Raw genomic sequence first — 7,922 nt, 5'->3', positions numbered from 1 at the left:
GTTGCCTTTGTCTCAGGCAACGTATACTAGATTACCATTTTGATAATCCTGTGTCAACAATTTTTTTGCAGCTAATTAAAAGTTTTTTTCGTTTAAAGAGCTACATCAAATCGACAACTTTATAACTATACCAATCTTGACTTAACTCGTCAATTGTATCTTTCATATATGAAAAAAATCTAATAAAAAAGACCGATTTAACATCAGTCTCTCATTTATTGCCTACTGCGCTTGTTTTAATACTCGTTCTGCACGGCGTTCTTGCGTCTGTGCCACAAAACGATCAAAAATATCATTCATTTCTTGTACACTTTCAGCTTCCATTAGTGCTGCTTTAGTTCTGGCAGAACGTGGAGTGCCTTTTAGATAGTATGTCGCCTGGCCTCTAAATTCATGCACACCAATTTTTTCACCTTTTAAATCGGCCAACCGTTGCAAATGTTCCTTTGCCATTGATACTTTCTTTTCAGGAGTTGCTTCTGGGAGCAATTCTCCAGTCGCCAAGTAGTGCTCCGTTTGCTCTAGCATCCACGGATTACCCATGGCTGCGCGACCAATCATTACTGCGTCAGCGCCAGTGAGATCAAGGATCTGTTTGGCATCTTCAGGTGAGCGAACATCACCATTTGCCATAAATGGAATAGTTAATTCCTGGGCAACATTTTTTAACACATTCCAGTCAGCCTGACCGGAGTACATTTGTTTACGAGTCCGACCGTGCATTGCTAGTGCGCTAGCCCCTGCTCGTTCGGCAGCCAAAGCATTTTCAACTGCAAAAACGTGATCAAGATCCCAGCCTATTCTCATTTTAACAGTCACTGGCTTTTTAACTGCATCGGTTACATAAGAAACCATTTCATAGACTTTATTCGGATCAAGTAACCACTTTGCACCAGCATCTGTCTTGACAACCTTGTTTACGGGACACCCCATATTGATATCGATTACATCCGCTTCTGTGTGTTGATCAACAAATTTAGCAGCCTCAACCAAAGTTTCCTTTGTGCCACCGAAAATTTGGATCCCCATTGGATGTTCTACTTCTTCAACCTTCATCATTGACAAGGTTTTTTGGTTATGATGCATAATACCACGATCCGAAATCATCTCACAAACTACATAGCCTGCGCCAAATTTCTTACAGATCACACGAAAAGCGGAATTAGTTACACCTGCCATTGGTGCAACTACCACTTGATTAGGAATTACCACATCGCCAATTTTCCATTCCATTTTTTCACCTCATTGCTCATCTTCATTTTATATGCGTGAACTATCATAGCACACTCACTTCATTGATACCATTTGATTAAGCTTTCATCTGCACTAATATTTTCTTTAACTCGGTTTCATTATAATCATATTTATTACCACAAAAACGACAGACCGCCTGCGCATGATGATCTTCATTAATCATCTGTTCCATATCGGTCCGCGAAATACTGGCTAACGCTGTAGCAAATCGTTCTTTAGAACAATCACATTTGAAACCAACAGGCATCTTATCCAATATTTTAACATCCCTATCGGCAAATAAAAGTGCCAAAATTTCCTCCGGCGTTTTGTTTTGTCGTAATAGTTCTGACACCAAAGGTAAATCTTTGATTCGTTTTTCCAACTCAGTAATTGCTTCGTCAGTAGCACCAGGCATCACTTGCACTAAAAAGCCGCCCGCAACTGCGATGCTATTATCCGGATTGACAAATACTGACAGACCAACCGATGAGGGATTTGTTCTGATTGGGCTAAATAATAGGTGAAATCTTCACCCAATTCGCCAGACACAAGTGGAACCTGGCCTGTAAACGGTTTGCCTTCAGGCATATCTTTGGTAACTGACAAGGTCCCGGTCGTGCCAACAGCTCCTTTTACATCGATTTTTTTCTTTTCATTCAAAGGTAAATGGACATGAGGCTGTTGCAAATATCCTTTAACCATTCCATCGGCATTACCATCTACCACGATGGCGCCCACAGGTCCATTGCCTTGAATTTTAACAGTCATTTTTTCAGTGTTCTTTAATAAGGATGAGGCTAATAATAACGTTCCTACTAAGCTTCGACCTAATGCTGCCGAAGCGGCACTCCATGTATCATGTCGCCGTTGCGCCTCTTGCACAACTCCGGTTGCATCAATTGCATACGCCCGAAACATGCCATCATTGGCAACACTTTTAACCAAGTAATCTTTTTGCACCATGTTATCTCCTTATATCTAACAAACAAAGGATTGACACAAACTTAGTTTGCACCAATCCTGATAAAACACATATTTGTTTGGATTATTCATCTTTTGGTTGAGAATCTTCACTTGCTGGTCCATCAGAAGTTGGTGCATCTGAATGTTCGGCATCATGTTGTAAATTCTCAGCTACGTCACTGTGTCGTTGTGCTTCTTTGCGTTCCAACTCACGTTTAGACTCTTCAAAGGTTGCCGCACGATCAGTTGCTACTTCGGTACTCTTATCATCTTTAGGCATCTCACCAGTATTGAACAGACTCAAAATCTGCTTTTCATCAAGTGTTTCATATTTTAACAATGCCTCGGCGATAAATTTATGTTCATTTCGATGGCTTTCAATAATACTGTGCGCTTCTTCATGTCCTTCAGTAGTTAGCCGACGAACTTCAGCATCAATTAATGCTGCTGTTTTCTCAGAGTATGCAGGTGATTGACCATATTGTTGCCCCATAAAGGCCTGACCGCCACCTTCGAGTTGAACTTCACCAAGCTTGTCACTCATCCCATATTGTGTGACCATAGCACGAGCAATTTGAGTTGCTTGTTCAAAGTCATTTGATGCGCCAGAGGACTGTGAATTAAAGATAATTTCTTCAGCAGCACGGCCACCCATCAAACCAGCAATTTGTTCCTTGGCATCTTTTTTGGACATCAACATTTGATCTTCACGAGGAAGCATAATTGCATACCCACCAGCACGGCCACGAGGGACAATCGTAACTTTGTGAACCACTCGAGCATCATTTAACACTAACCCAACAATCGTATGACCAGCTTCATGATAAGCAACAGTTTCTCGTTCTTGTTTAGAAACAACTCGATCTCGTTTAGCTGGTCCCGCAATGACTCGATCTTCAGCCTCATCTAAATCGGCCGCATCAACTTGTTTTTTGTTTCGACGAGCAGCCAACAAAGCAGCTTCGTTGAGGAGATTTTCCAAGTCAGCTCCAACAAAACCAGGAGTCTGCTTAGCAATTTCCTTTAAATCAACATCATTAGCCAGTGGCTTATTCTTAGAATGGACCTTCAAAATGGCTTCGCGACCCTTAACATCAGGACGGCCAACCAAAATTTTCCGGTCAAAACGACCTGGACGAAGTAAAGCTGGATCAAGTACATCTGAACGGTTTGTCGCAGCCATTACAATGACCCCTTCATCGCCACTAAAGCCATCCATTTCAACTAACAATTGATTCAAGGTTTGTTCACGTTCGTCATGTCCGCCGCCCATACCGGCACCACGTTGACGACCGACAGCATCAATTTCATCAATAAAGATAATTGAAGGTGCGGTCTTTTTAGCATTTTCAAACAAATCACGAACACGGCTGGCACCAACTCCGACGAACATTTCAACGAAATCAGAACCTGAAATTGAGTAAAATGGCACACCGGCTTCACCAGCAACAGCTTTAGCTAATAAAGTTTTACCAGTCCCAGGAGGTCCTTCCAGCAAGACACCCGACGGTATTCGAGCTCCTAACGATAAGAACTTTTTCGGATCTTTCAGAAATTCAACCACTTCAACCAATTCTTGCTTTTCTTCTTCTTCACCAGCAACATCGGAGAAGCGAATCTTATTTTGCTTAGAATCAGATGGTTTGGCTTTTGATTTACCAAAATTCATTACACCACGACCGCCGCCACCGCCACCTTGGCCGGCTTGGCCCATCATCATATAGAAGAAGAAAATCATGATGACTACAGGAACAATATAAATTAAGAGGTTAACCCAAAAGCCACTGGACTCCTCGGCTTTAGTTCCCATTTTAACGTTATTTTGTTGCGCATACTTTTGCAATTGTGCAATTGTTACATCGCTTTGCAAAACAGTCGCTTGAAAACTTGTTACCTTAGTACTACCTGTACTACCAAAAGTGAACCCTGAGGTACTATTTTTGTTGGTTTGGGCCTTCTTATATTGCCCAGTGATTTTGTAAACACCACCACTAGGTTGCATTTGAAAACTCTTGATTTTTTTGTTCTTTAATTGTGATACAAATTGACTTTGCTGAATATTTGCTGACTGCGATGATGAATTATTGCCACCAAAGAAAAAATACGCAATTCCCATGATTGCTAAAAGTATTACCGCATAGAACAGCACGTTACGGCTAAAGCCATTTCTCTTGTTATTGTTGTTATTATTCATAACTACCTCCTATCTCACAGCTCTAGCTGTCTGATGTTGATGAAAATTATGATAGCACAATTGACCAACATTGACTATTAATTTATCGATCCATTAATTCGTATAAACAGACGGTTTGAGAACCCCGACATATGGTAAATTGCGATATAATTCTTGATAGTCCAGACCATAGCCAACCACAAATTCATTTGGCACTGAAAAGCCAACGTAATCTGCTTTGACATCAATCAATCGACCTTCCTCTTTATCAAGCAAGGTACAGACTTTGATCTCTGCCGCATTACGCGACTTCAATAAATCAATTAAATACTTGAGGGTCCTCCCTGTATCAATAATATCCTCAATAATTAGAATGTTACGACCGGCAATATCACTGCCAATATCACGAACTAGGTCAATTTCGCCGCTTGACTGTGTCCCGCCATGATAACTAGCAACATCGATAAAATCAATCTCAGCGTAAACATCCATTTCCTTAATCACATCGACCGTGAATAAAATGGCACCCTTCAGTACTGAAATAATGATCGGTCGTTTGTCTTGAAAATCATTTGTTAATTGCTTGCCAAGTCGTTTTGCTGCCTTAGCAATATCGTCTCTACTATATAAAATTCGTTCGATGTCGTTATCCATGCTATTCTCCTCTGCCAAAGCGTCTAACAAATGCAACATGCTGCCAAATTTCTTGATAGTCTGTTGGGCGTGCAAACCAGCCGAACTTGCGACCGACCACCCAGATAACTTGATCATCACAATTGGTGACCACCATTTGCTGCTGTCGTTCAGCATTACTTAATTTCTGATCAATTAAAATTCGGCGGACTAGTTGATGACGACCATTCTTTAATAACAATGAATCTTGTGGTTGCCAAAACCGCAATTGTAACGGAAAGGCTGCCTTTGGTAACCACATGTCTGTTACCTCAACGTTTGGCTCATTTGGTACATTTTTAGGTGTTATAATGCCAATCGATTCACCTTGGCTAATAGTCTGCCAATGATCTAATTCTAGCACAGTCTGACTACTGTTGGCAGTTGATTTATCAACCTTTGATATCTTTTCAACCCAGGCAAAGTGATATTCCTTAATTAGTGCTAACTCTTGATTCAATCGAATCATTCCCTGGGGCTTGGCTGAGTTGTTGATTAGTTGATATATTTCAGCCAATTGCGCCTGTGAAATATCGGTAACATCATGATCATTTTCAAGCCATTGACGCAGCACTATTTTTTGACTTGTCTGTGTCAATTTTAAGTACAAGTCAACGTTTAATTGATGTTCAGCACTAACCTGTTCAATTATTCGTTCTACCTGGGTATGGGCAAATTTAAGTAAGTCCGTCAATTGCTGTTGATAATCTGTGATATGAGCAATCACTGCAACGTTCTCTTTTTGTAAACTTGGTACAATTTGGTGCCGATACCGATTTCGTTGAATTGTTAGATCTGCATTAGTAACATCTTCGAACCATTTTACCTGCTCATGTTCTGCAAATTGCTTAATTTGTGAGCGCGGAATATTAATTAGTGGTCGAATCAGATAATTGTCACCAAATTTGCGCTGATTGGCAATTCCAGCTAATTGAGACAATTGACCACCACGGGTTAACTTCATTAAAATAGTTTCAGCCTGATCATTTGCTTGATGTGCGGTTACTAGTATTTTGGCATGTGTTTGTTTCATCAATTCGGCAAAAAATTGGTACCGAAAATCTCTGGCAGCTACTTCAACTCCACTATTAGGATGGTCTGATAGTGGCCAGTGTTTGACTACCAGTTTTAATTGATGCCGCCGGCAAAATAACCGTAAGTACTCTTCTTCTTGCACACTTTGTGCCCGCAATTCATGATTTACATGTGCAATCACAATCTGGGGCCTTTTATTTTGTGGTAATCGTAAAAACAGTTCTAGCAACGTCATCGAATCAATGCCAGTTGAAACTGCTAACACAACCGTTTCTTGTGAATTAAAAAAGCGGTACTGTGCTAAGTTCCGCTCGAATTTTGCTTGTAAAGTTAATTTCCCCATATTGACTCCAATAATTAATGATTACTTTTACTAGCTGCGACGACCACCACGGCCGCCACGTTTTCCTTCAGTATTATGGCGCAAAGTTGAAAGCCGTGATTCACTTTCCTTCAAGAAGCCTGACAATAAATCGTCAAAATCCTCTTTGCCGCCCTCTTTTTTATCTCGATTACCCTTAAAGCCACCAGACTGATTACTCCGTGAGTAACCGTGCTGACTAGCGTGATGATTATCTCCAGTTGAACTAGAGTGTTGATTATGGTGCTCATAATGTTTGTTACCACCATGATTACCACCGTTAGACGCATGTTCTTGGTCACTTGCAGCTTTGATAGATAATGCAATTTTACCATCATCACCAATAGAGATTACTTTAACCATAACTGTGTCTCCGACCGACAAAACATCGTGAATATCCTTGACAAAGCTATTGGATACTTGGCTAATATGAACCAAGCCAGTTTTATGGTCTTCCAAGTCAACAAATGCACCAAAATTAGTAATACCTGAAACTTTTCCTGAAACTTTTGCTCCTACTTCAATTGCCATGAAAAAGTAGATCCTCCTTGCGTATTGTATTTCGAGTATAGCACAGATTAAAACAGTGAGGAAACCAAAAAAGTAATCATGATTCATAACCCGCAAAAAATAAAAAAGTTAGTGCTGGCCTTATGTTTGGCCAATCACTAACTTAGTTAAAATATTACTTACTACTTGTTGTCGTTGAAGCAGTCGTTTGAGTCGGCAAATTGTAAATTGTCTCCCCCTGTTTTGAGTAATAATACTTTTGCCGAATTACCTTCTGCAGGTAATCGCTGTTATTTAATAATTTAACTTGCTTCTTCAAATTCTGATTTGTTTTTTTGACAGTCTTTAATTTAGTTTCCTGTTTAGCAACCTGAGCATTGGTATCGCGTAAACTGGCACGGCTTTGAATAATTTGTACCCCAAAAAATAACACAAACACGACAAATACACTGATGATCGCAAACGAGCGTTTCTTACGAATCTTGATCAGCTGACGACGTTCACTAGCATTTTGCGCTTCCTGTTCTAGGACTTGCTTAGAATAGGCAGTATGAATGTGGGAAACATTGTTCTCGTGATTTTGTGCCATTTACAGATGCCCCTTTACTATTAATTGCTTAAAGTATATCAATCACCTGATTATTTGTCTATAGCAAATTGAGGCAGCATAGGATTGAAACCGATTTAATTGGCCTAGCGGGACCCCTTACGAAAGTCTTCTTTATAACTCTCGTCAACAATCTCATACATGTGTTCTGCTTCATCTTTTTTGGTTGTTTCAATAATTTGTAAAATTTTGATTGTTTCTGTTTTATTCCCGAACTTAATTATCAGTTGGTCATTCACACTCACGTTGCTTGAAGATTTGGCACTATTACCATTCACTGTAATACGGCCTTGATCGGCAATCTCCTTGGCCACTGACCGTCGCTTAATAATTCGAGATACCTTAAGAAATTTATCTAATCGCAT

Annotated in this window: 7 protein-coding genes and 1 pseudogene; all 8 read right to left on the bottom strand. The window is 40.1% G+C overall.

The genetic code is table 11. From position 1 onward, the window contains the following. Window positions 1–222: 222 nt before the first annotated feature. The gene (dusB, locus tag WDC_RS01215; protein WP_044009987.1) at window positions 223–1,233 is read right to left on the bottom strand and encodes a tRNA dihydrouridine synthase DusB; all 1,011 of its coding nucleotides are present in this window, start codon (window positions 1,231–1,233) and stop codon (window positions 223–225) included. 76 nt (window positions 1,234–1,309) lie between these two features. Next, window positions 1,310–2,199 (bottom strand): annotated as a pseudogene (gene hslO, locus WDC_RS01210) (Hsp33 family molecular chaperone HslO). An 82-nt stretch (window positions 2,200–2,281) separates the two neighbouring features. Then, window positions 2,282–4,393: an ATP-dependent zinc metalloprotease FtsH gene (ftsH, locus tag WDC_RS01205; protein WP_044009986.1), complete on the bottom strand. Its 2,112-nt coding sequence runs from the start codon at window positions 4,391–4,393 to the stop codon at window positions 2,282–2,284. A 93-nt stretch (window positions 4,394–4,486) separates the two neighbouring features. After that, a complete protein-coding gene (hpt, locus tag WDC_RS01200; protein WP_044009985.1) occupies window positions 4,487–5,026 on the bottom strand; it encodes a hypoxanthine phosphoribosyltransferase in 540 nt (179 codons plus the stop codon). Between the two features lies 1 nt (window position 5,027). Beyond that, window positions 5,028–6,422: a tRNA lysidine(34) synthetase TilS gene (gene tilS, locus WDC_RS01195; protein ID WP_044009984.1), complete on the bottom strand. Its 1,395-nt coding sequence runs from the start codon at window positions 6,420–6,422 to the stop codon at window positions 5,028–5,030. Between the two features lie 30 nt (window positions 6,423–6,452). Then, window positions 6,453–6,971, bottom strand: coding sequence for a S1 domain-containing RNA-binding protein (locus tag WDC_RS01190; RefSeq protein ID WP_044009983.1), 519 nt, complete (start codon window positions 6,969–6,971; stop codon window positions 6,453–6,455). Between the two features lie 154 nt (window positions 6,972–7,125). Next, window positions 7,126–7,539 carry an FtsB family cell division protein gene (locus tag WDC_RS01185; RefSeq protein WP_044009982.1) on the bottom strand — a complete coding sequence of 138 codons (414 nt, stop codon included), beginning with the start codon at window positions 7,537–7,539 and terminating at the stop codon, window positions 7,126–7,128. A gap of 104 nt (window positions 7,540–7,643) precedes the next feature. Continuing rightward, a complete protein-coding gene (locus WDC_RS01180; protein WP_044009981.1) occupies window positions 7,644–7,922 on the bottom strand; it encodes an RNA-binding S4 domain-containing protein in 279 nt (92 codons plus the stop codon).

It is taken from the genome of Paucilactobacillus wasatchensis, assembly GCF_000876205.1.
Classification (GTDB): domain Bacteria; phylum Bacillota; class Bacilli; order Lactobacillales; family Lactobacillaceae; genus Paucilactobacillus; species Paucilactobacillus wasatchensis.
The sequence above is the reverse complement of the archived record's forward strand: the minus strand, read 5'-3'. Positions and strand labels throughout refer to the sequence as shown.

Coding starts and splice junctions, on each gene's coding strand:
- dusB (WP_044009987.1), bottom strand. CDS start 1,233: ATGGAATGGAAAATTGGCGATGTGGTAATTCCTAATCAAGTGGTAGTT.
- WDC_RS01180 (WP_044009981.1), bottom strand. CDS start 7,922: ATGCGATTAGATAAATTTCTTAAGGTATCTCGAATTATTAAGCGACGG.
- tilS (WP_044009984.1), bottom strand. CDS start 6,422: ATGGGGAAATTAACTTTACAAGCAAAATTCGAGCGGAACTTAGCACAG.
- hpt (WP_044009985.1), bottom strand. CDS start 5,026: ATGGATAACGACATCGAACGAATTTTATATAGTAGAGACGATATTGCT.
- ftsH (WP_044009986.1), bottom strand. CDS start 4,393: ATGAATAATAACAACAATAACAAGAGAAATGGCTTTAGCCGTAACGTG.
- WDC_RS01190 (WP_044009983.1), bottom strand. CDS start 6,971: ATGGCAATTGAAGTAGGAGCAAAAGTTTCAGGAAAAGTTTCAGGTATT.
- WDC_RS01185 (WP_044009982.1), bottom strand. CDS start 7,539: ATGGCACAAAATCACGAGAACAATGTTTCCCACATTCATACTGCCTAT.